The sequence below is a fragment of the Paraburkholderia sp. TE9906 genome (assembly GCF_056279605.1).
Genome location: NZ_JBWCCT010000007.1, coordinates 81,852 through 104,384 on the forward strand (window position 1 = coordinate 81,852; position 22,533 = coordinate 104,384).

Consider the following 22,533-nt stretch of genomic DNA (forward strand, 5'->3'; position numbering starts at 1 on the left):
GGATTAACCGCGTCGCCCGCAGGGTTGCCGCGTGCCTGCCTGTATCACGACAACGCAACGAATTGTTTTCATAGGTGTATACGGCAAAGCCGCTCGCGCGGATGCGACAAAAAGAAAACGGCCGCCCCAGGCAGCCGTTTGAATGAAGCATGACGCGTCGTAATGTACTGTTACAAGCAATGCGCGATGACGTGCAACACGAGCAATGTCGCGATGGCGTCAGGTCAGTTCAATCTCCACTTCGCCAAGACCGTCGATATGGCCGCGCACGATGCCCGCCTTGTGCACCCTGTGCGCGCCGACGTACGAACCGGTGGTGAGCGTCCATTCGGGCTCGATGGTAATGCCCATGGCGGCGCAATGGTTGACGAACCACACCAGCAGTTCGCGCGGATCACCCGCCGGGTTGCCGGTCGCGTCAGGCACCAGCGAGTTGCCGTCGAAACTCAACTCCAGTTCCGGCGAAACGAAATCGAAGCCGCGCGCGAGACCCGCATAGGCGAGCGGATGGCCGGTGATCAAGGCGCCGTTGTTCTGCGCATCGGCCAGTTGCGCGAGCGGCGCAACGTTCGGCCATTCGCTGAAGCGGCTATCGACGATCTCGATGGCGGGCAGCACGACGCCGACCTTCGAGAGGACCTCGTCGCGCGCGTAGGCGCGGCCGCGCGGCTCGATCGCCTCGGCGAAACGGAAAGCGATTTCGAGCTCCACCAGCACCCGGAAAAATCCGTCATGCGCGACCCGCGCCGGCGACGGCAGCACCAGCGAAGCCGGGATCGGCGCACCCGCGGCGGCCCCGCCCGGGGCTCTTGCGCCGATCTTCCAGGCACCGGTCGAGTCGCCCAAGCCCGCAATCACGGCCTGCTGGATCGCATACGCGGTCGCGGCATCGGGCGGCAGGCTGTCGGGTGCGGGCGCATCGATCGGGCGATGCAGCCGGCGTGCTTCGACGAGGCGGTGCGCGAGATCGTGTGGCGTCATGTCGGTCCTTTCTGGCTGGCGCATTGAGCGGTTCATGGTGGCGTGAGGTTGGGAAAGGCGCTGGCATGGCCGCGACGCAAAAGTCGGCGCTCGCGCGTGCCTGATCGCCGCGCTGCACAAGCCATGCCGCCGCGACAAGCAATGGCCGCGACCCTCAATGTACCGGATCGTGACACGCGCCAGGGGGCGGACTGTCGGCGCAAACGTTAGTTGATGCGCACACTATAAAAAAAGACCGCGAATGCGTGAGCAATCGCGGTCTTGCGGGGGTGAGGCGCTCATTCACGGCAAAGCATCGTGCGTGGCTGCTTCGACGGGAATGATTGTTGCGACGTACTACGGGTTGGTTCGGAACCGCCTGAGGCCGGTTAGAACGTCTCCCAATCCTGGTCGCCGCCGGCGCTTGCGGTCGCGCTTGCCGTTGCCGCCGTCGCCGTTGCTCTGGCCGGAGCGCGTGTCGGCGCAGCGGCGGCTTGCGGCGTCGCGCCGGTTGCGGCCGGCGCCTTCACCGTAGAACCGGCGAACGAGGCCTTGCGCGCAGGTGCAGCCGTCGAGCGCACCGGCGTTGCCACGCGAGCCGGCGCGGCGCTCGCCGGCGCCTTATAACCGCCTTCTTCGAGGTGGAACACCGCGACCGCGGTGCGCAGCTTGCCCGCCTGGTCTTCGAGCGAGGACGCGGCTGCGGCGGCTTCCTCGACCAGCGCCGCGTTCTGCTGCGTGACTTCGTCCATCTGCGTGACCGCGCGCGCGACCTGGTCGATGCCGCCGCTCTGCTCTTCCGAAGCCGCCGCGATCTCGCCCATGATGTCGGTCACGCGCTGCACCGCGCCGATGATCTCGGTCATCGTGCGGCCGGCTTCGTCGACCAGGGCCGAGCCGGACTGCACCCGCTCCACCGACGTGTCGATCAGTTCCTTGATCTCCTTGGCCGCCGCCGACGAACGCTGCGCGAGGCTGCGCACTTCGCCCGCCACCACCGCGAAACCGCGCCCTTCTTCACCGGCGCGCGCCGCTTCGACAGCCGCGTTCAGCGCGAGGATGTTGGTCTGGAACGCGATCCCCTCGATGATCGAGATGATGTCCGCGATCTTCGCCGAACTCTGGTTGATCTCGCCCATCGTGCCGACCACCTGGCCGACCACCGCGCTGCCCTTGTTGGCGATCTCCGACGCGTTGGCCGCGAGCGCGCTCGCCTGGCGGGCGTTGTCGGCGTTCTGCTTGACCGTGCCGGTCAGCTCTTCCATGCTCGACGCGGTTTCCTGCAATGCCGAAGCCTGCTCTTCGGTGCGCGACGACAGATCGATATTGCCGGCCGCGATCTGACGCGTCGCGGTCGCAATCGATTCGCTGCCGCTGCGCACGGTGCGCACCGTTTCGGTGAGGCTGCGCTGCATTCTGGCGATTCCGTCGAGCAGTTGCCCCATTTCGTCGCGCGACGTCACGATCACCGGACGGCGCAGATCGCCGGCGGCGATCGCGTCGAAATGGCCGAGCGCTTCATTGAGCGGCCGGGCGATCGCGCGGCTCAGCGTCAGATAGGAAAACACCGCTGCCAGAACGCCCACGACCAAGGCGCCGAGGCTGACCACGCGGAACACGTCGAAATTGCCCTGTGCATTCTCGTACCCGCTTTTCGCCGATTCGAACTGGAGCTTGCGCACTGCGTCGTCGGCGACGGAGAGTTCGTTGTAGGTTGCCTGCAGGCGCTTGGCGCCGTCGAGAATCTTGCTCGGATCGTTCGCTGCGACAATCGCCGCAAAGGCGTCCATCTCGCGATGCAGCGTGTCCCGTTTGGCGGCGACGTCCTGCGCGAGGCGGTCTTCCTCGGCTTCGCGCGGCAGATCGAGATACTTTTTCCACCACATGTCGGACGTCGTGCGCATCACACGCGCGCGCTCGAGCGTCGCGGCGGCTTCCGGCGTACCGGCCATGAATGCGGCGCGATCGAGTGCCAGGCGCTCGCGCGCCGCGTACAGTTCTGCGTTGCCGATATTGACCGCGCTCGGCATTGCATTGGTGAAGGTGTCCTTATAGGCATCGTTCGAACGGCTCATGCCGAACAAACCGAAGACGCCAATGGCGACCAGCAGCGCGGCGAGGAAAGCCATCGTGAGGCCAATCCGTGCCTTGATCGTAATGCCTTTGTTCAACATGCTCGTTCGTTCCCTGTGCTTTGCAAATGAGAGGCTGCATGCGCAGCGCTAAGTAATGTGTGGCGTCTGCGTGGCGACACTTTTTGAATGAGTGCTCTAATAACCTCGTTTACGGCAAGGGAAATACATACTTGAAGTATTTATAAAGTATGAAGAAAGGCGTTGTAAGCAATTGGAAGGCTGTTTTCGAGAATTCACGAAGAGACGCCCGTAGAGGCAGATTGGGCCGGAGGCCTTGCCAGGACGGGTGTTTCAATGTAGATGCCATGCATCCGGCACTGTTTTAGCCGCGCTGGCGGATTTTTGACGCCAATAGGGAAGAATGGCTGCCCGGCATGAGCGCCGACGACCGGCGGCAAGGAAACGTGGGCCAAAACGGGAGCGCTCGGGAGCGGTGCCACACAACTCAGTGCAACACTCAAACGAAGCAACGCGCGTCGCACGCGCATTCGACACAAAACCGCGCGCACGACGCCGCGCCGCGCAATCAGTCCGAACTGTCCAGTTCGGCGCGCGTGGGAATCGACGGCTGGGCGCCCGCGCGCGTCACCGAGAGCGCAGCGGCGCGCTGCGCAAACCGGATCGCCGTCTCGACGCTCGCGCCCTGCGCGAGTTGCGCCGCAAATCCGCCGATGAAGGTATCGCCCGCCGCGGTCGTATCGACGGCCTTGACCTTCGGCGCTTCGTACAGCGTAGCGGCGAGCGCGCCGTCGAGCGTCGCCTGCACACCACGCGCACCCAGCGTCACCAGCACGTTGCGCGCACCGGCCGCGCGCAGCGCGGCGGCGGCCCTGGCGGCGTCCTCGGGGGTGTCGACCGGCAAGCCGGTCAGCGCCGCCGCTTCCAGTTCGTTCGGAATCAGATAGTCGATCAGCGGCAGCCAGTCGGCGGGCAACGGCCCGGTGGCCGGCGCGGGATTCAGGATCACTGTCTTGCCGAGCCGCCGCGCGGCAGCCAGCGCCGCACGCACCGTATCGGGCGGAGTTTCGAGCTGGCAGATCACGACCTCGGCGGCGGCCAGCACCGACTCGTGACGGCTGATGGTCGCGGGCGTGACCTCGGCGTTGCTGCCCGCGACGATCACGATCGCGTTCTGGCTCGCATCGTCGACGATGATCAACGCGACCCCGGTCGCCGCCTTGCCGGTTTCGAGCGCCGCACAGTCGATGCCTTCCGCTTCGAGGCCCGCGCGCAATTGCGCGCCGTTGCCGTCCGCGCCGACACAGCCGAGCATCGACACCTGTGCGCCGAGCCGCGCGGCCGCGACCGCCTGGTTGCCGCCCTTGCCGCCCGCGACCTGCGCGAATGTGCGGCCGGCGAGCGTCTCGCCGGGATGCGGCAGACGCGGCGCGCGCGCGACGAGATCCATGTTCAGGCTGCCGACCACCGCCACGCGTGAGCGCGTTTCGTTACTTGCCACTGCTGCCTCCTCGATTGCTCGCTGCGGGGTCATAAGCGCCGCCGACTCTTCTTGCGGCCAGATCACGTTGTGTCGCGCTGGATCACGCCGGAGCGTGCCCCACTATTCGCCCCGTCAACTTGACGCTTTCCCGCTGCAGGCCCATTAGCGCCACGGCCTCACGCCGCCAGATCACGCTGCGCCGCACCAGCCCAGGTCGCCGTCGATTCACGCACGATCAGCCGCGGCGACACCACGCGCCGACGCCCAGGCCCAGGCGCGCGCACATGGCCCGCCGAGGTTCCGGCGATCCGCTCGATCAGCGTCTGCGCGGCCATATCGCCGAGCGCGCGCACCGACTGCCCGACCGTCGAGAGCGCCGGATAGGTCAGGCGTCCCAGTTCGATGTCGTCGAAACCGATGATCGAGCAGTCGCGCGGCACGCTGATGCCGCGTTCCGCCGCGGCGCGCAGCGCGCCGATGCCCATCATGTCGTTGCCGGCAAAAATCGCCGACGGCTTGACCGTATCGAACAGTTGCGAGGCGCCGCGATGGCCGCCCGTACCCGAAAAATCGCTTTCGACGATCGCCCCCGGCGGAATCTCGATACCGCGCTCGGTCATTGCGCGGATGAAACCGTGCACGCGCATTGCGCTGACTGCCGTCTGAACCGGCCCGGTGATGCAGCCGATCCGCACGTGCCCCAGTTCCAGCAGATGACGCGTCGCGAGATAGGCGCCCTTCTCGTGGTCGATCTGCACGAGGTCCGCGTTCAGGCCTTCGATATTGCGGTCCACGATCACGAGGGGCTCGTGTGCGTCGGCGAGCGTCTGCGCGAGCACCGTGTCGTCGCCGGCGGACGCGATGATCAGCCCATCGATGCGCTTTTCCTGCAGCACGCGCAGATAGTTGCGCTGCTTGGCCGGGTCGTCGTCGGAGTTGCAGAAGAACACGCAGTAGCCGTTGCGCGCGCAGCCGTCCTCGATGCCACGCGCCAGCTCCGCGAAATACGGGTTGGTGGCGTTCGGCACCACCAGCCCGATCGTCGCCGTCGCGCGCGCCTTCAACGAGCGCGCCACCGCCGACGGCACATAGTGCAGTTGACGGATCGCGTGTTCGACCTTCGCGCGCACATCGGCCGATACCGGCCGCGAGTTGTTCACCACGTGCGATACCGTCGTGAACGACACGCCCGCCACGGCCGCCACATCCTTGATCGTCGCCATAACCTGTTGCTCCCTGCCTGTTTTTTCGCCGGCCGCGCCACCTGGCGACCCGCCGGACGTCTTCCTCGAAGACAGATCCAACCCATGAATACCGATGCTGTACCGCTAATCAGTCTGTCAATGCCATGTCGTTCATTCCCCGCCTCGGCTCAGGCGCGCTTGCGCCGGCTCCGGTAGGTGTCCAGCACCACCGCCACCACGATCACCGCGCCGGTGATCATCCGCTTGGTCGGCTCGTTCGCGCCGATCTGCGCGAGCCCGGCTGCCAGCACCGAAATGATCAACACGCCGAAAAACGTGCTGATCACCGAGCCGCGCCCGCCCATCAGACTCGTGCCGCCGATCACTACCGCCGCGATCACCTGCAGTTCCACGCCGACGCCCGCATTCGGGTCGGCCGCTTCCAGACGCGAAATCTGGAACAGCGCCGCGAGCCCCGTAAGCGCGCCCATCAGCGCGAACACGATTACCTTGTACGGTCGCGGATTGACGCCCGCGAGCCGCACGGCTTCCTCATTGGTGCCGATGCCGACCAGATAGCGGCCGAACACCGTGCGCGTGAGCACCAACTGCGCAATCACCATCACCGCGACCGCGATCAGGAACGCCGGCGAAATGCCGAGCGCGATCGGGTTCGACAGGAAGTCGAACGCGTCGCCGATATAGGCGGTGCGCGAATTCGTCATCTGGTAGGCCATGCCGCGCGCGGCTTCGAGCACGCCGAGCGACACGATGAACGACGGAATCCGCCAGCCCACCGTCACCGCTCCGGTGATCGTGCCGGTCAGCGCCGCCGCGGCGACCCCGAGCAGCGCCGACGGCAACGGCCCCCAGCCCCACTTCAGCGCGGCCACGCTCACCACCGACGCCCCCAGCGCGAGCACCGAACCCACCGACAGATCGATCCCGGCGATGATCAGCACGAAGGTCATCCCCACCGACATCACCACCAGGTCCGGAATCTGGTTGGCGATCGTGCTGAACGTGTCGTAGGTCAGAAAGTGCGAACTCAGCAGCGAGAACAGCACGATCATCCCCAGCAGCGCACCGGCCAGCCCCAGGTAGTTCGAAAAGCCCAGCCGCGTGCCGGCCGGCTTGCCGCTCGCGAGCGGCGCCGACGGATCGGCCGGCGGCACCGCATTCGCGCCCGCATTGGCCCTGGCCGCGTCCTCTTTGCCGCCCGCCGCGTCGCGCAACGATCGATCGGTCATGACAGACTCCCTGCTTCGTTGGTGTCGGGGGCGTGCAGCAAGGCTTCGCGGCTGCGGTAGCCGGCGAACGCGGCGGCCAGCAACGCATCCTGCGACCAGTTATCGCGCTCGAACACGCCCGTCATGCTGCCCGCGGACATCACGCCGATCCGGTCGCAGATCAGCATCAGCTCACGCAGGTCGCTCGACACCACGACGAGCGCGCGCCCTTCACGAGCCAGCGCGCCCATCAGGCCATAAATATCGAACTTCGCGCCGACGTCGATGCCGCGCGTAGGTTCGTCGAATAACAGCACGCGGCAATCGCGCGCGAGCCAGCGGCCGATCACGACCTTCTGCTGATTGCCGCCCGACAGCTCGCCGACGATCTGCGCCGGCCCCGAGCTGCGAATGCGCATCGCATCGATCTGCTTCTTCGCGAGCGCGTTCTCACGCTTCGCGTCGACGATGCCGTGCCGCGCGACGCTGCCGATATTGCCGAGCGACACGTTGGCGGCAATCGGCTGCGGCAGCAGCAGGCCTTCGCCCTTGCGGTCCTCGGTGATCAGCGCGATGCCGGCGCGCACCGCGTCGGTCGGCGAGTCGATCCGCACCGGCGTGGGTGGCGCGCCCGGCGTCGCGGCCAACGCGACCGTGCCGCTGTCTTTGCGGTCCGCGCCGTAAATCAGCCGCATCAGCTCGGTGCGGCCCGCGCCGATCAGCCCGCTGACGCCGAATATCTCGCCCGCGCGCACTTCGAACGACACGTCGCGCACCACCTTGCCGCGCGCGAGCCGGTCTACCTTCAGCAGCGGCGCGCCGATGTTGCGCACGCCCAGATCGATGCGCTCGCCGAGTTCGCGGCCGACCATCCATGTGACGATCTGCTCGCTCGTCAGGTTGGCCATCGCGTCGACGTGCACGAGGCGGCCGTCGCGCAGCACCGCGATCCGTTCGGCCACCCGCGCCAGCTCTTCGAGCCGGTGCGAGATATAGACCAGCGCGACGCCGCGCGACTTCAGCCGGTCGATCTGTTCGAACAGCAGGTCGACTTCGCGCGCGGTCAGCATTGCGGTCGGCTCGTCGAGGATCAGCACGCGGCAGTCGTCGATCAGATTGCGCGCGATCTCCACCATCTGCTGATGGCCGATGCCGAGTTCGCCGACCAGCGTGTCGGGATCGATCGCGTCGAGGCCAACCTGCGCCATCGCGTGGCGCGCGTCTTCGCGCAGCCTGCGGCGGTCGATCCAGCCGAAGCTGAACGCGCCCGCGCGCGGCAGCCGGTTGAGAAACAGGTTCTCGGCCACCGACAAGGTCGGCAGCAGATTCAGCTCCTGCATCACCATGCGCACGCCGAGCGCCTCGGCCTCGGTGCGGCTCGCCGGTGCGTAGGGGTCGCCTGCGAGGCGCATTGTGCCCGCGCTCGGATCGACCAGCCCACCGATAATTTTGGAGAGCGTACTCTTGCCGGCGCCGTTCTCGCCGGTCAGCGCCAATACCTCGCCGGCGCGCAGCGACAGCGAGACGTCGGCGAGCACCGGCTCGGCATAGGTCTTGCCGATGCCGCTGACGGACAGTACGACAGGCAAGGCGTCGTGGTCGGTTGAATCCATCGCGATCCTGGTTTTATGGCGGCCGGCGCGAGCTCAAACGCTGATGCGAATGAAGCCACGTCCAGCCGTCACGCGTCATGCCGGCCCAATGCGCGTAATGCGCAGGCGCTAATGGCCGCGCAACGCTCTCTCGCCGTTCGGCCCCCGTCATGACGCTTATCTCTGGAATTAACGGCGGCTCGGCGGGTTTCTTGAGCGCTCATTGAGCGTTTATTGAATAGGCGCGGATGCGCGCGTTGGGCGCTGCATGGCGGCATGCAGCGGCGCAGGCTCGAATCCGCAGGCCCGGTGCGGCTCCGGGCCTGGGGAAAGCGCGCTTACTTGGTCACCAGAGTGACCGGCGTTTCCACCACGCCCGACAACTGCGACTGCTTCTTGTGCTCGCTGAGCGCTTTCAGCGCGGTGTCGATGCCGAACACGGCCTGCTTGGCCGCGTATTGGTCGGCGGTGGCGAGCACGCGGCCGTCCTTGAGCATCGGCTTGATCGCGTTGATGTTGTCGTAGCCGACCACCAGCAGCTTGCCCTGCTTGCCCGCCGCGCGCACGGCCGAGACCGCGCCGATCGCCATGTTGTCGTTGCCGGCGAGCAGCGCCTTCAGGTTCGGATACTCATTGAGCATGGCCGAGGCCACCGCATTGCCCTTGTCGATTTCCCATTCGCCCGACTGCACCGACACGACCTTTGCGCCGACGGTCTGCATCGCGTCCTTGAAGCCCGCGGTGCGCTGCTGCGCGTTGGTGGTGGTCGACACGCCTTCGAGGATGCCGACCTCGTCGCCCGCCTTCAGCCGCTTGGCGAGGTAGTCGCCGACCATCTGCGCGCCCTTGCGGTTATCCGGGCCGACGAACGGCACGTTCAGATCTTTCGACTTGAGCACGTCCGGATCAAGCCGGTTGTCGATGTTCACGACGATGATGCCCGCGTCCACCGCCTTCTTGACGACCGGCGCGAGCGCCTTCGAGTCGGCCGGCGCGAGCACGATCGCGTCGACCTTCGAGACGATCATCTGCTCGACGATGCGGATCTGGTTGGCGGTGTCGGTCTCGTCCTTGATGCCGTTGGTGATCAGGTCGAACTGGCCGGGATTGTGTTTCTGATATTCCTTCGCGCCGGTTTCCATGGTCAGGAAGAACTCGTTGGCGAGCGACTTCATCACGAGCGCGACCTTCGGCTTATGGGCCGGCGCGTTCTGCGCGTGCGCGGCGGAAAACGGCAGCGCGGCGGTGGCGGCGGCGAGCACTGCGGCTGCAAGGATGCGACGGCGGATGCGATGGTTCATGCGTATCTCCGAAGTTTTTCTGGCTCGGATCGAGCCGTATTTTTAGTGGCGCGCAAACGTTTGCGAGGGCTATTCTCAACGCAGTCGTTTCAGAATGTCAACGATACGCAGTGGTGCAGTGCACCGGCGCGCCGAATCTGCGGCGGTGCCGGGCGCTCGATCGGTTCTGGCCGGCGCGCTGGGTAAGCGCGCTGGCAGGCAGCGTGTGGCAAGGGTCCCTCGCTCGGTCCGTGCATGGCGGGTTTTGCCACCGGCTGCAAGATGGGCAGCCGGTGGGCCGCTTATGCTGGCCTTTTATTGCGCGTGGTGCAAGCGGGGACAACGCGAGGCGAGCGAGACGGGACGCCCCCCGCGAGGGAGGCGAGTTGGATCGCGCAACCGCCAGGCCTGCTTACAGCCAGCCCGCCTTGCGAAAGCGCCGGTACAGCACGAGATCGACCGTCAGCATGACCGCGATGCAGAGCGGATAGCCGAACCTGAAATGCAGCTCGGGGATGTTCTGAAAATTCATCCCGTAGATGCCCGCGATCATGGTAGGCACCGCGAACAGCGCCGCAAACGAACCGAGCCGCTTGGTCACCTCGCTCTCGGCGAGCGAGATCATGCCGAGATTGACCTGCACGGCAGTCACGACGATTTCACGCCGCCCTTCGATGGTTCTGACGATCCGCTCCAGATGATCGTAGACGTCGCGAAAATACGCCTGCATGCCCTGGCAGACGCTCGGAATGCGCCCGCCGGTCAATTTGCTGACGGCTTCCTGCAGCGGCACGATATGGTGCTGGAGGATCACGAGGCGCCGCTTCAACGAGTAAAGATCCTGGATGATCGCGCGCGACTGCGCCGAATTGTTGTAGTCGAAAATGCGGTCTTCGAGCTCTTCGATCTCGGTGCTCATCGCCTCGATAATCGGGAAATAGCGATCGACGACATCGTCGAGCAACGCATACAGCACGAATGCCGAGCCTTCCTTCAGCAGACGCGGCTCGCGCTCGCAGCGCGCGCGCACGTTCTGAAACCCGGTGCGGGTGCCGCGGCGCACCGACAGCACGTAGTTGCGCCCCACGAACACGTCGACTTCGCCGATCAGCAACTCGCCGTCGTCGTCCATCTCGACCGTGTGCATCACGGCGAACATCGAGTCGCCGTATTCCTCGATCTTGGGACGCTGGTGACCATGCTGCGCATCTTCGATCGCGAGCTCGTGCAGGCCGAACTCGTGCTGCATCACGGCCAGCTCGCCCGGCCCCGGGTCTTTCAGCGCGACCCAGACGAAGCACTCGGGCCGCGCCACGTAGTCGCTGATGCTATCGATGTCGATGTCAGCGAGCTTTCGACCGTCCTGATAGGCGGCGCAATTGATCAGCATGTTCGGATTACCTTGAAAACGGAAACAGACCGCCCGGCCTCGCCCTGCGCGTGTGCCGCGCGCAGGGCCTGCGTTTGACGGATGAGCGTAGCCGCCATGTTACGGGGCTGCGCGAAAACGTCACGTATCCAATTGTTAAACCTTGCCGGCGAGCGCGGTAAGCGCGGGTCGGCCGTCACCAGAAAGGCCAACGCGACCACCGGATCGAACTGCGTCGAGACGCCGATCCGATGCACGCCCGGGCTGAGGTAGAAAACCACGTGCTCGCCGTTCATCAGGTCGGTGACCCGTTCGCCGTCGACGTACACCAGCGCATTGCGGAACCGCACGATCACGTCGCGCGAACGTTCGCGGCGCACGTCCACGGCGACGAGCCCCGCCAGCGGTTCCGTATAGCCGGGCCGCACGATGCGCTCGGCCGGCACCTGCTTGAACGGCACCGGCTCGGCCGGTGTCGACGCGCAACCGCCCAGCGCCGCGCAGGCGAGCATGATGAGCGCCGCGAGTGCCGCGAGTGCGCTCTTGCGGTGGCAATGCAAGCGCATCGGCATGCTGGTCCTTCCCCATCGTCGATTCTGGTCCCGCCTGTCGTGACAGCTCACGCGCTGCCTGGCGATCCTGCGTGGCGCAGCCCGGCGCGTTGCCAAGCATGATAGCAACGCGCGGCTGTCGCGCCAGCCTGGCCGAACGGCCAACGCGGGACCAACCCGGCCGACCATCTCTCCCCTTGCACGACGCGGCGTTCTTCTTCATGATCGTTGCAAAGGGTTCGACCCAAGCGGACTGCGCGCGACGGATATAGCCCTGGTTGGATCGCGTGCCGCGATGGCGAGCCGGTATCTCCGCTTCGCCGGACCTACGATCAAGGAGACTGCGATGTGGTATTTCACCTGGATTCTCGGCGTCGGCGTGGCGCTCGCCTTCGGCATCATCAACGTGATGTGGCTGGAGACCAACGGCAAGTTCGCCCGTGATCCGCACTCCGCCGGCACGCCGCCCGCCCCTGACGGAAGCACGCCTTCGTGACGTTTCTGGTTTTCTTTTGCGGTCATGCGGGTACCGGCAAGACCACGGTCGCAAAAAAGCTGATCGGTCCGCTGATGAAGGCGAGCGGCACGCCCTTTTGCCTGCTCGACAAAGACACGCTGTTCGGCGGCTATAGCGCGGCCGCGATGGCCATGCTGACCGGCGACCCGAACGACCGCGACAGCCCGCTTTTTCTGCAGCATCTGCGCGACCCCGAGTACCGCGGCCTGCTCGACACCGCCCGCGACAATCTCGAACTCGGCGTAAGCGCGCTGGTGGTCGCGCCGCTCTCGCGTGAAGTGCGCGAGCGGCGCCTGTTCGACCGCGCCTGGCTCGGTGTCGGGGCGGACGTGACGCTGCGGGTCGTGTGGGTTCATACCTCGGACCAAGTCGCGCGGCAGCGGATCGTCGCGCGCGCGAATCCGAACGACGCCTACAAGCTCGCGCATTGGGACGAATACCGGCAGCGCCGCTTCGTGCCCGGGGGCGAGACCTGCGACGATCTGCTGATGTTCGACAACACCGCGCCCACGCCGGCGGACGACGAGGGCCTGCTCGCGCGCATCATCGGCGAGCCGCAGCCGGCGTGCAAGATGATGCCGCCGCTGCCCGTTTAGCCGCGCACGGCACACGTCGGCCAGAAATGAAAATGCCCCGTCAAACGGGGCATTTTCATTTCAGCGGTCCTCTTGCGGGACCTTCCTCGCTCATCAGCGGCTCTCAGCGGCGCACACCAGCTCGCCTTGCCACGGCCCTCGTTTGCGGCCTCACGGCCATACCGGCGACGGCCGCGCTTCAGGCCGTAGCGAGCGCCTCCAGCGACTGTCCTTCGTACAGTTTGCCGAAGCGGTTCGCGAGGAAGTCGGTGAGCGACACCTGCTCCTGACGCACGAAGCCCTTTTGCGGCAGCTTCTGCTCACGGAACAGATCGAGCACCGCGCACATGGCGCCGGCCGTGGTGATCTGGATCGCGCTCATCGGCACGACGCACACCGTCTTCGCGAAAATCTTGCGGGTAAACACTTCCTGCACCAGTTGCCCGTCGCGCATGCCGCTCACCGTGATGAACACCAGCACGACGTCCTGCGCGGTCGACGGCACCGAACGGCGCATGATGGTCTTTAGCGTGTCGCGGTCGCCGGACAGGCGCAGGTCTTCGAGCAGGAACTGCATCAGATTGCGGTGGCCCGGATAACGCACCGACTTGTAGTCGAGCGATTCGACTCGCCCCGCCAGCGTCTCGCACAGCGTGCCCAGTCCGCCGGACGTATTGAAGGCTTCGTATTCTGTGCCGTCGAGCGAAAAGTGTTCGAGGCCTTCTAGCGGCTGCACCCACTGCGTGCGGCTGTCGCGGATCGCTTCGCAAGGCTGGCAGTATTCGTTGATCAGACCGTCGACGCTCCAGGTCAGGTTGTACTTCAGCGCATTGGTCGGAAACTCCGGCAGCGCGCCGACGCGCATCTTGACGTCGCGGATTTCGCTAAAGCGGTTCGCCAGTTCGTGCGCGGCAATGCCGATGAAGCCCGGCGCGAGACCGCACTGCGGCATGAACGCATGCTCGGCGTCGTCGGCGATCGCGCGGATCGCGTGGGTCGCGCGCACATCTTCGGTCAGATCGAAGTAATGCACGCCCGCACCCTTGGCCGCCGAGGCCACGTTCACCGCGAGGTAATACGGCAGCGCGTTGACGAGCGCGTCGAAGCCTTGCATCGCGGCGCGCAGTGCGCCGGCATCGGCGGAATCGACGCGGCGTGTCGGAATGCCCTGGGCGGCGAGCTTGTCGAGCGCGTGCTGATCGCGGTCGAATGCGACGACGTCGTAGTCGCCGGTTTCACGCAGCATATGCGCGATGGTGTGTCCGATCAGACCGGCACCAACAATGGCTACTTTCATGCGCTTCTCCTTTGTTATGTGTGTGCTGTGTGCAGCTCGGGAAGTGCGCTGCGCTTAGGCGCCGCGCCTCTCGGGCTGAACCCTTGAGCAACAGTTTAGGGAGAAGCAAAAACAGTTCATACGCGCAAAATGATGCGTTATGACCACCGGTTTCGACGTTATGACGAAGATGTTGGTCGAACTGTCGAAACGATATAAAAACCACGTAAAAACCAGCGCCGATTGGACGGGCCGCGCGCGTTCACACGCCGCACTCAAACCATCCCACGGTCGATCTTGCGCGCGAGGATGATCGACGTCGTGGTCCGCTCGACGCCTTCCATGCCGCCGATCTGGTCGAGCAGATCGTTCAGCCGGTCAGGCGAATCGGCGCGCAGCCACGCGACGTAGTCGAACTCGCCGCTCACCGCGCACAGCAACTGCACCTCGGGCATCTTGCCGAGACGCTTCTGCACGGACGGCCCGTGCTTCGGCGCGATGATCATGCCGACGTAGGCCATGATGCTCGAATCGAGCACGTCCTGGCCGAGCCGCACGCTATAGCCGGCGATCACGTCGCTGCGCTCCAGCCGCGCGATTCTCGCGATCACCGTGGTGCGCGCCACGTCGAGCTGGCGCGCAAGACTGGCGACGCTTTCGCGGGCGTTGGCTTGCAGCAGTGCAACGAGGTTGCGGTCGAGGTCGTCGAGCTGGTCGAGGCGCGGAGGTCTCATCGGGAGGCTTGGGGAAGTGGGTGGAGTGGATCTGTGGTCGAGCGGATTATCGCGCGTCTTGAGCGTGTGATGGCGCTAGTGGCGTTGGCGGCCGCGCCGCCGCACTCACGCCCCGAACCGCTCGATCACGAAATCGACGAAGCTGGTGAGCTTGGGCGTGGGCTGGCGATCACGCGGATAGATCAGATGCACGGGCGCGCCGTCGGGCAGATAGTCCTCCAGCACCGACACCAGTTCGCCGCTGGCGATCTCGCGCGCGAGCAGCGCCTCCGGCTGCAGCACCAGGCCGAAGCCGCGCAGCGCCGCCACCTTCAGCGCCTGGCCGTTGTTCGCGCGAAAGCGGCCCGCGCGCAGCGGGTTGTCGTCGGCGCTCTCGCCGTCGAGACGCCACAGACCTTCGCGGCCCCAGTGCAGAAAACCGAGGCATTCATGATGGACGAGATCAGCCGGCGTGCGCGGCGTGCCAGCGCGCGCCAGGTACGCCGGCGACGCGCATGCGCGCATCCGGTAAGGTTTAAGCGGCCGCGCGACCAGACTCGAATCCGCCAGTTGACCGATGCGCACCGACGCGTCGAAGCCCTCTTCCACCAGATCGATGATGCGGTTCGACAGATCGAGTTCGAGACTCACGTCGGGCCACGCGCTCAGATAATCGGTCATCGCCGGGGCGAAGACTTCAACGCCGTAGGTCAGCGGCACCGTCACCTTGAGCACGCCGCGCGGCGAGGCGGTCATCGCCTCGGCGAGCGACTCGGCCTGCTTCACATCGGCGAGGATGCGTCTGCATTGCTCGTAATACTGCCGGCCTATTTCCGTCAGACTTTGCCGACGCGTGCTACGCGTCAGCAGCCGCGCGGCCAGCCGGCTTTCGAGCGCGCGCAGATGCTTGCCCACCATCGCCGAGGAAATGTCGAAGCGCTCGGCCGCCGCCGTCAGGCTCCCTGCCTCGACCACGGCGACGAAAATTTCCATGCTGACGAATTTATCCACCGGCTATTTCCCGTTCGTTTCGGTTGTAAGCGTTTGTCGCATTGGAGCCGCATTGTAGGGATATCGTGATACTAATAGCGGCGACGGCGAAATGGGGCAGCCGGCCGCCGTACGTCGCGATGGCTGACGCAACCCGGCCGCTCGCCACACGCCTTGTCCCAATTCGAATAGACATCAGGAGTTTCGATGAAAAAAGCACTTGTCATGCTGGCTACCGCAGTTTCCATGAGCGGCGCGTTCGCACAAACCCCCGCCCCCGCTCCGGCACCGGCGAGCGCCGCCTCGGCGCCCGCGGGCAAGGCCGGCCACGAGCGCAACGTCGAAGATCGCATCGCCTATCTGCACGCGCAACTGAAGATCACGCCGGCGCAGGAAACGCAATGGAATGCCTTCGCCGACGTGATGCGCGGCAACGGCGAGACGATGAGCCAGTTGTTCCAGCAACGCAAGGCCGCCACCAACGTCACCGCGCTCGACGACATGAAGCAGTACGCGACCATCGCGCAAGCGCATGCGGACGGCATGAAGAAGCTGGTCGACGCGTTCGATCCGCTGTACAGCAGCCTGTCGCCGGAGCAGAAGAAGCTCGCCGATGCGACGTTCCATCATTCGGATGCGGTCGATGGCGGCCATCGTCACCGCCACGGCAAGGGCAAGGTCGGCAAGTCGACGCCCGCTAGCGACGCGATTGTGAAGCCGTAAGCAGCTTGCTTGCGCGCAGCGCGGTGGGTCGCGCTGCGCGTGCCGATCCTTTGCAGTGGACTTGCGATAAGCAGGCACGACGCGCGCCGGGTCTCGCCCAGGTTCCACCCGACTCCCGCTCCCCGTGTCCACGTGTCCATCACGCGGCAAATCCCGTCTTACTCCCCGTATGCCGTGATCGAGCTCGCCAAAGGCGCAGCGAACCAGCGTGTCGCGCGTGCAAAAGCAGCCGGTCGCCAGATGCATCTGGCATGATGCGGGTTCGCGGCATCGGGACATGACGTCCCCATGCTCTGCCCCGACACACGGTCCGCATCGTCGGCACGCCGTCGATATTTCCACTCCTCTCTGCTTCATGACCGAACTCAAGAATCTCGATCTGCGCACTGACGCGCGCGCTCGACGCGTCGTCAAGGACGAAACCGTGAGCGTTGAATTCGCCGCTGCCGAAGGCGAATTGATGAGCCTCGAAGGCCCCAACCGCTACGTGCGCGGCGACGCGCTGATTACCGGATCGACGGGCGACCGTTGGGTCGTGTCGCGTGAGCGCTTCGACGCCAAGTACCTTCCCGCCGACGCCACCCTCGCGCACGGCGAAACCGGCGCATACCGCAACCGTCCCGCCGTGGTACTGGCCAAACAGATGAACGAAGCGTTCTCGCTCGCCCGTTCCGCGAATGGCGGCGACGTGCTGCGCGGCGCCGCCGGCGACTGGGTCATGCAATACGCGCCCGGCGACTATGGCGTGGTCCAGGCCGCGCGCTTCGCGAAGGTCTACCGGCTCGCGGACTGAGCCGTTGCATGAGCGGGCCAATGAGCGATCTCATGAGCCGTCTCAGGCAATCGCCTCAACCGGCCGTCTCAAACGACTCTCTCAGGCAAACTCGTCGCCGAGGTCCACGGTGACCTCGCGCGGCACCGCCTCGCCGTTCGCATACTGCTCTTCGAGCGAGCCGAGGCTCGCTTCGACATACGCACGCAACACCGCGAAACCGCGGCCGCGCAGCCGCGCCGGCAACGCACGGTAGCGCGCCAGCGCCGCCGGCGCGATCACCACCGTCATCACGATGCGCCGCGCGGTCGCGCCGAAGCGCATCGCTACCCAGTGAATCGCCAGCGTCGGCGTGCCGTCTTCGGCCGCGCGCTGGATGAACTGCGTCTGCTCGGGAAACAGATCGCTGATGACGCGCGCCAACTCCTCGAACTCGGGATTGGCGCAGTCGTATTGGTAAGCTTCCATGGGTCCGCCGGACGTGGTCCAGAAGTGATGCCGAAAAGGGAACCGATTTTAGGCAAAGGCCGGTACTTTAGCGAGACGCCGGATCACACCACCGCCACGGGACGCCGGAAAGTCCTGAACAGCAGACCCGCGACGATCAGCGCGCCCAGCGCATACACCGCGTCCACGGCCGCTAGCGGCACGAGCTGCGCCTGGAACAGCGCGGCGGGCACGTCGACCAGCGCGTGCAGGACGATTGCGAGCGGCAGGATACCGCGCCAGCCCGCGCGCACGCCGCGCCACATCAGCACCGACAGACCAATCTGGAACACCAGCGCGGCCACCCGTTCGAGCGCGAAAATGCCGGCCGTCTGCGGCGTCAGGCTGGCGAGAATCAGGTGGATGCGCATCAGTGAATCGGCCGGCAGATTGCTCAGGTAGCTGTCCAGTTCGCCGCGGTTCTCGAACACCGCGAACAGGATCCATTGAATCTGCACCAGCACGCCGACCAGCCAGGCTTCCGCGCCGCCATGGCCGAGACCGTAAGTGAGCGCAGTGCCGTCGTCGGTGCGCGCGGCGTGAGCGGCAGCCGGCGATTTCGCCGCGGCGCGCTTGAGCAGCAAGCGCATGCCGATGAACCGCCCCACTTCTTCGCAGATGCCCGCGGCCAGCGCGCCATACATGACGAAGGCGAGCGGATTCGACAGGAAGGTGGCCGTCGCCGCGTTCCGATGCAGCACGTAGTCGTTCAGCGCGCGCTCGATCACCATCGCGAACAGCGCGAACACGGCGATGCCGGTGATTGCGTCGCGCGGCTTGAGCGCGAGCGGGCGGCGCAGACGCCGGTAAATCAGGAACGGTAAGGCGGCGACGAACAGCGTCGCGACAGCGAGGCTCGAGAGGGTAAGCGGTGCAACAACCATGAGTTTCCTTGCGATGACCGGCGCGCACCCGCTGCGCGCCGCAGCCCGAATGATCGCAGATCAGCGCGAAGTTGACGCGCGAACGATCAACTCGCCCGGCAGCAGACAGTCGCGCGCGGTGGTTTGAACGCCTTCGATGCGTTCGTGCAGGAACTCGACCGCGCGATAGCCGATGTCGTAGGTCGGCTGACGGATCGTCGTGATGCCGGCCAGCTCCGCCCAGTCGGGGTCGTCGATCGAGAGGAGCGCGACGCGGGCTTGCCAGTCGGCGCCGTAGCGGGCTTTCAGATGCAACGCGAGGCGCAACGCGACGGGGGCGTTGGCGGCGAACAGCGCGATGCGGGAGGACGGGGTCGGGTGGTCTGGATTGGCCGCGGGGGCCGCGTTGGTTGTGTTCGCTGTGTTCGCTGTGTTCGCTGTGTTCGCAGCGCCGGTTGCCTTGGCCGCGTCACCATCGCCGCCAGCCGCATCGATTGCACGGTCCAATTTGGCCAGCCCGCGCTCGACATCGGCCGCGTCCGCGAGATCGAGCACCAGCGTATGTCCGCGTGCGGCGCTTTGAGCGCGCATCGCGTCACGAAACGCGACCTCGCGCAGCTGCCGCGAACTGACCTGCTCGAACGGCTGGACGACGAACCAGATGTCGTCAAAACCCTGCTCCAGCAGATGACGCGTACCGAGTTCAGCCGCGGCCCGGTTGTCGAGCCCGACCATGTCGGCGACGAGTCCATCCACCGAACGGTCGACCAGCACCGCCGGAATTCCCCCGCCGCCCACCGGCCGCAACGTTTCCTCCCGCACGCCGAGCGCGTTGACGATCACGCCTTCCACCCGGTACGTCGTCAGCAGTTGCAGATAGCGCCGCTCCATCTCCACTTCGTTCGCCGCGTGGCAGATCAGCGGCATCAGGCCGAGCGCATGACACGCCGCTTCCACACCTTGCAGTACTTCGACGGTGTACGGATTCGTCAGGTCGGCGAGCAGCATGCCGATCAGCCGGTTGCGGCCGCGCTTGAGCCCACGCGCCATCTGGTTCGGCTGATAGTCGAGCCGCGCGATCGCGGCTTCGATGCGCGCGCGCAACTCCGCCGACAGCACGCTCGTCTCGCCGTTCAGATAGCGGGAGATGCTGGTCTTGCCGGTGCCGGCTTCGCGCGCGACATCGGTGATCGTCGCGCGGCGCGGTGGCGGCTGCGGAGTGGTCAGCGGCGATTCACGCGTTGGGTCATTCATGTTGGCTCATTCGTCTCGGCCCGCTCGTGGTGGCTCACTCTTGTATTGATTCACTCGCAGCGGCTCACTCATGTCGACACACGGGAGCCCGCCTGACGTGTGAGGGTTCGCTCGTGTCGACTGATGCGTGCCGACGCACTCGCATCGATCCGCTCGCGTCGGTCCATACATATCGACCCACTCGTGTCGCCTGACAGTCGTGGGCGGGCTCGTGTTGGCCCAATCACGCCGGGCCCATGCACATGGGCTTACGCGTCGGCCCATGAGCATTGGCCATCCGCGTCACTTCCCCTTGAGCCCGCTCACGCAACCGAACTCACTTACCCAACACGTCCCGATTGACGACATTGACCGTCAGCGTCCCGTCTAGCGCCGCAACCAGATTCTCCGCCGCATTTCGCGCCATCGCGTGGCGTGTCTCATGCGTCGCCGAGCCGATATGCGGCAGCGCGACCACATTCGCCAGCTTCAGCAACGGCGAGTCGGCCGGCAGCGGTTCGGTGTCGAACACGTCGAGCCCCGCGCCGTGAATCGTGCCGTTTTGCAACGCTTCGATCAGCGCCTGTTCATCGACGGTCGCGCCGCGCGACGCATTGATCAGGATCGCGCTCTTCTTCATTGACCGGAGTTCGGCCGCGCCGATCATATGTCTCGTCTCCGCCGTGAGCGGCACTTGCAGGCAGACGAAATCCGAGGTCGCCAGCAGTTCCGCCAACTCGACGCGCCGCGCGCCATACGCCTGCTCAGCCTGCGGGTTCGCGCTGCGATTGGTGTACAGCACCTTCATGTTGAAGCCGAGCGCCGCGCGCCGCGCAACCGCGCCGCCGATCCGTCCCAGCCCGACGATGCCGAGCGTCTTGCCCTGCACGTCGACGCCGAACTGGGCCGCTCCGATGCTGTCGCGCCACTGCCCCGCCTTCACCCATTCGGCGAGCTCGACGACCCGGCGCGCCGACGCGAGGATCAGCGAAAACACAGTGTCGGCGGTGGACTCGGTCAGCACGTCCGGCGTGTGCGCGAGCACGATGCCGCGCCGCGTGAGATCGGCGACGTCGAACTGATCGAAGCCCACCGAGATGGTCGACAACGCCTTCAGGCGGCTCGCGCCTTCGAGCATCGCCGGCGTGACTTTCACACTCGCGCCGATGCCGCCGTCGGCATCGCGCAACGCGGCGACGAACGCGTCGTGTTGCGCGGGATCGACCTGCACCACTTCCGCATGCTGTTGCAGATACGCGAGCACATCTTCGGGCAGCGACTTCCATGCGACGATCTTCTTCATGAGCTTTATTTTCCTTGCAACGGTGTGGTGAGCGTGCGCGTCGCTGTTGACGTTTCGGTCCGCGGCTGCGGCTTGACGATCAGCGTCAGGATCACGGCGGCGAGCAGCGCCACGCTCATGAATGCATACGACGCCGCGGGCGAACCGGTGGCGCCGTTCAGATAACCGACCACGTACGAGCCGACGAACGAACCGAGCGCGCCCATGCTGTTGATCAGCGCCATTGCCCCGCCCGCGACGTTCTTCGGCAGCAGCTCCGGCACGATCGCGAAGAACGGACCGTACGGCGCGTACATCGCGCCGCCCGCGATCACCAGCAAGGCGTACGACAGCCAGAAGTGCGTGGAGCCGAGCGCATACGACGCCGCGAACGCCACTGCGCCGACCAGCAGGAACGGCCACACGAACACTTTACGGCGGTTGAGTTTATCCGATGCCCACGAAGCTGCAAGCATCGCGATGGTCGCGGCGAGATACGGCAGCGCCGACAGCCAGCCGGTTTCGACCATGCCGAGCGTCGAGCCGTTCTTCAGGATCGACGGCAGCCACAGCACGAAACCATACACGCCGATGCTCCAGCAGAAATATTGCGCGCTCAGCTTGATCACCGCGGGCGTGCGGAACGCCTCGCTGTAATTGCGCACCGGCTTGATCGCGGCCTGCTCGGCGCGCAGCGTTTGCGCAAGGTCGTCCTTCTGCTGCTGGGTCAGCCACGAGACCTGCTGCGGCTTGTCCTTCACGAGGAACCACCAGCACACCGCCCAGAGAATCGCGGGCGCGCCCTCGGCGATGAACATCTGCCGCCAGCCGAACGAATGCACGAGATAGCCCGACACCACCGACATCCACAGCACCGTCACCGGATTGCCGAGAATCAGGAAGGTGTTGGCGCGCGAGCGCTCGCTTTTGGTGAACCAGTTGCTGATGAAGATCAGCATCGCGGGCATCACGGCGGCTTCGACGACGCCGAGCACGAAGCGGATCACCATCAGCGACGGAATATTGCTGACCATGCCGGTGAGCGCCGCGCAGCCGCCCCACAGGATCAGGCTCCAGAACACCAGCTTCTTGACGCTGCGGCGTTCCGCGTAGATCGCGCCGGGAATCTGGAAGAAGAAATAGCCGAGGAAAAACAGCGCGCCGATCAGCGACGACAGCCCTTTGCTGATGCCGAGATCCTGATTGATGCCGGCGGCCGACGCGAAGCCGAAGTTCGCGCGATCGAGATAAGCGAGGCTGTACGTGATGAATACGATCGGCATGATCGTCCACCAACGGCGAATCGCAAGCGATGAGGTCATGAATGTCTCCTTTGTCGACCGGCGCTGGCGCTTTAGCGCT

General features: G+C 65.6%; 21 protein-coding genes. 4 read left to right on the forward strand and 17 right to left on the reverse strand.

Annotation, left to right across the window (positions count from 1 at the left end; all coding sequences use genetic code 11):
- Window positions 1-219: 219 nt before the first annotated feature.
- The 9 genes from ACZ9H4_RS20000 to ACZ9H4_RS20040 all read right to left on the reverse strand — a co-directional run bounded on the left by ACZ9H4_RS20000 (window position 220) and on the right by ACZ9H4_RS20040 (window position 11,702).
- The gene (locus ACZ9H4_RS20000) at window positions 220-981 is read right to left on the reverse strand and encodes a hydratase (protein ID WP_408153701.1); all 762 of its coding nucleotides are present in this window, start codon (window positions 979-981) and stop codon (window positions 220-222) included.
- A gap of 368 nt (window positions 982-1,349) precedes the next feature.
- Complete coding sequence (locus ACZ9H4_RS20005; RefSeq protein WP_476120483.1) at window positions 1,350-3,134, reverse strand: methyl-accepting chemotaxis protein; 1,785 nt, start codon at window positions 3,132-3,134, stop codon at window positions 1,350-1,352.
- Window positions 3,135-3,621: 487 nt separating this feature from the next.
- Window positions 3,622-4,554, reverse strand: a complete 933-nt coding sequence (gene rbsK / locus ACZ9H4_RS20010) for a ribokinase (RefSeq protein WP_408326214.1) — start codon at window positions 4,552-4,554, stop codon at window positions 3,622-3,624.
- 158 nt (window positions 4,555-4,712) lie between these two features.
- A complete protein-coding gene (locus ACZ9H4_RS20015; protein ID WP_408143771.1) occupies window positions 4,713-5,759 on the reverse strand; it encodes a LacI family DNA-binding transcriptional regulator in 1,047 nt (348 codons plus the stop codon).
- 149 nt (window positions 5,760-5,908) lie between these two features.
- Window positions 5,909-6,970, reverse strand: coding sequence for an ABC transporter permease (locus tag ACZ9H4_RS20020; RefSeq protein WP_408153707.1), 1,062 nt, complete (start codon window positions 6,968-6,970; stop codon window positions 5,909-5,911).
- Complete coding sequence (locus ACZ9H4_RS20025) at window positions 6,967-8,562, reverse strand: sugar ABC transporter ATP-binding protein (protein ID WP_408326216.1); 1,596 nt, start codon at window positions 8,560-8,562, stop codon at window positions 6,967-6,969. The genes ACZ9H4_RS20020 and ACZ9H4_RS20025 overlap by 4 nt, the downstream gene beginning before the upstream one ends.
- A 317-nt stretch (window positions 8,563-8,879) precedes the next feature.
- Complete coding sequence (locus tag ACZ9H4_RS20030) at window positions 8,880-9,842, reverse strand: sugar ABC transporter substrate-binding protein (protein ID WP_408326219.1); 963 nt, start codon at window positions 9,840-9,842, stop codon at window positions 8,880-8,882.
- A 391-nt stretch (window positions 9,843-10,233) separates the two neighbouring features.
- The gene (corA, locus tag ACZ9H4_RS20035; RefSeq protein WP_408143779.1) at window positions 10,234-11,211 is read right to left on the reverse strand and encodes a magnesium/cobalt transporter CorA; all 978 of its coding nucleotides are present in this window, start codon (window positions 11,209-11,211) and stop codon (window positions 10,234-10,236) included.
- Entirely contained in the window at window positions 11,205-11,702 is a 498-nt protein-coding gene (locus ACZ9H4_RS20040) for a hypothetical protein (RefSeq protein ID WP_408326222.1), read from the reverse strand. The genes corA and ACZ9H4_RS20040 overlap by 7 nt, the downstream gene beginning before the upstream one ends.
- Before the next feature lie 385 nt (window positions 11,703-12,087).
- Here ACZ9H4_RS20040 and cydX point away from each other — a divergent pair, with 385 nt between their 5' ends.
- Window positions 12,088-12,237, forward strand: coding sequence for a cytochrome bd-I oxidase subunit CydX (gene cydX, locus ACZ9H4_RS20045; protein WP_408143782.1), 150 nt, complete (start codon window positions 12,088-12,090; stop codon window positions 12,235-12,237).
- Window positions 12,234-12,854, forward strand: coding sequence for a P-loop nucleotide/nucleoside kinase family protein (locus ACZ9H4_RS20050; protein WP_408326225.1), 621 nt, complete (start codon window positions 12,234-12,236; stop codon window positions 12,852-12,854). Before cydX ends, ACZ9H4_RS20050 begins: the two co-directional genes overlap by 4 nt.
- 178 nt (window positions 12,855-13,032) lie before the next feature.
- Here the strand turns inward: ACZ9H4_RS20050 and ACZ9H4_RS20055 are convergent, their stop codons facing one another.
- The 3 genes from ACZ9H4_RS20055 to ACZ9H4_RS20065 form a co-directional block, all read right to left on the reverse strand.
- Window positions 13,033-14,130: a saccharopine dehydrogenase family protein gene (locus ACZ9H4_RS20055; protein WP_476120488.1), complete on the reverse strand. Its 1,098-nt coding sequence runs from the start codon at window positions 14,128-14,130 to the stop codon at window positions 13,033-13,035.
- A gap of 254 nt (window positions 14,131-14,384) precedes the next feature.
- The gene (locus tag ACZ9H4_RS20060) at window positions 14,385-14,843 is read right to left on the reverse strand and encodes an Lrp/AsnC family transcriptional regulator (protein WP_408326230.1); all 459 of its coding nucleotides are present in this window, start codon (window positions 14,841-14,843) and stop codon (window positions 14,385-14,387) included.
- A gap of 105 nt (window positions 14,844-14,948) precedes the next feature.
- Entirely contained in the window at window positions 14,949-15,833 is an 885-nt protein-coding gene (locus tag ACZ9H4_RS20065) for a LysR family transcriptional regulator (protein ID WP_408143788.1), read from the reverse strand.
- Window positions 15,834-16,019: 186 nt separating this feature from the next.
- On the opposite strand from ACZ9H4_RS20065, the gene ACZ9H4_RS20070 reads away from it, so the two are divergent.
- The gene (locus ACZ9H4_RS20070) at window positions 16,020-16,535 is read left to right on the forward strand and encodes a Spy/CpxP family protein refolding chaperone (RefSeq protein WP_408143790.1); all 516 of its coding nucleotides are present in this window, start codon (window positions 16,020-16,022) and stop codon (window positions 16,533-16,535) included.
- A gap of 355 nt (window positions 16,536-16,890) precedes the next feature.
- A complete protein-coding gene (locus tag ACZ9H4_RS20075) occupies window positions 16,891-17,328 on the forward strand; it encodes a PGDYG domain-containing protein (RefSeq protein WP_476120491.1) in 438 nt (145 codons plus the stop codon).
- Between the two features lie 81 nt (window positions 17,329-17,409).
- Here ACZ9H4_RS20075 and ACZ9H4_RS20080 read toward each other — a convergent pair whose 3' ends face one another.
- From ACZ9H4_RS20080 to ACZ9H4_RS20100, 5 genes are all read right to left on the reverse strand, one after another.
- A complete protein-coding gene (locus ACZ9H4_RS20080; protein ID WP_408143794.1) occupies window positions 17,410-17,775 on the reverse strand; it encodes a DUF3022 domain-containing protein in 366 nt (121 codons plus the stop codon).
- A gap of 83 nt (window positions 17,776-17,858) precedes the next feature.
- A complete protein-coding gene (locus ACZ9H4_RS20085) occupies window positions 17,859-18,677 on the reverse strand; it encodes a YhfC family intramembrane metalloprotease (protein WP_408143796.1) in 819 nt (272 codons plus the stop codon).
- A gap of 60 nt (window positions 18,678-18,737) precedes the next feature.
- Complete coding sequence (locus ACZ9H4_RS20090; RefSeq protein WP_408326234.1) at window positions 18,738-19,910, reverse strand: LacI family DNA-binding transcriptional regulator; 1,173 nt, start codon at window positions 19,908-19,910, stop codon at window positions 18,738-18,740.
- 316 nt (window positions 19,911-20,226) lie between these two features.
- Window positions 20,227-21,192 (reverse strand): 2-hydroxyacid dehydrogenase, encoded by a 966-nt coding sequence (locus ACZ9H4_RS20095; protein WP_408143800.1) that lies wholly within the window; start codon window positions 21,190-21,192, stop codon window positions 20,227-20,229.
- Window positions 21,193-21,197: 5 nt separating this feature from the next.
- A complete protein-coding gene (locus tag ACZ9H4_RS20100; protein WP_408153723.1) occupies window positions 21,198-22,493 on the reverse strand; it encodes an MFS transporter in 1,296 nt (431 codons plus the stop codon).
- Window positions 22,494-22,533 lie beyond the last annotated feature (40 nt).